This is a genomic window from Thiolapillus sp., from assembly GCF_048562965.1.
GTDB classification, from domain to species: Bacteria; Pseudomonadota; Gammaproteobacteria; order Chromatiales; family Chromatiaceae; genus Thiolapillus; species Thiolapillus brandeum_A.
The window spans coordinates 1-737 of sequence record NZ_JBHNMF010001270.1 but is presented as its reverse complement, the minus strand read 5'-3'; the positions used below and the strand labels follow the sequence as shown (position 1 = coordinate 737).

General features: G+C 57.8%; 1 protein-coding gene. It reads right to left on the bottom strand.

Annotation, left to right across the window (positions count from 1 at the left end):
- Nucleotides 1-689: DNA topoisomerase (locus ACOCD2_RS23745; protein ID WP_419593674.1), on the bottom strand; the 689-nt coding region annotated here is incomplete at its 3' end.
- Between the last annotated feature and the right edge of the window lie 48 nt (nucleotides 690-737).

Sequence of the window (737 nt, the reverse complement as noted above, 5' to 3'; positions counted from 1 at the left end):
AACTCGCGCAGTGTGGCCACACTGTTTGCAAACGCTTCATCCTGAAAATAGTCCTGCCCCGCCTTGAGATAGGGTTTGCTGTCCCACTTCGCTTCCCATTTTCCGGTTTCCGCCTCGAATGTCGCCACCACCTCAAAATAGTTGGTGGGGACGAATGCGCGTATTTCGTTTTCCCGGTCCACCACCAGGCGCAGCGCGGGCGTCTGCACTCTGCCTGCGGATGCCCGCTGTTGCAGTCGATCAGACAAAGGCCCGGACACCCGGTATCCCACCAGGCGATCCATGACCCGCCGCCCCTCCTGTGCGGCCACCAGTCCCATGTCGATATCCCCGGCCTCAGCCAAGGAGGCCTTGACCGCCTTCTCGGTGATTTCGTGAAACGCGATACGTCGATAATTCTTCAGGCGCAGCGCTTCACGAAGATGATAGGCGATAGCCTCACCTTCGCGATCCGGGTCGGTGGCCAGGTACACCATCTCTGCATCTTTGGACTTCTGCTGCAGGTTGCTCACCACGCGCATGTTGGTGATGACGTACTTGGGAATGAAACGCGGCGGCGCCACGCCCATTTCCTTTTGCGGCAAATCCCTGAAGTGCCCTACGGAAGCGGCCACCACATAACCCGTGCCCAGATATTTCTGTATCTTTTTAACCTTGTTGGGCGATTCCACGATAACCAGCGCAGTCATAGGGTTCCTCTAAGTCAGAATATGTGTTGTCTGGGCGCCCCGGGGCGC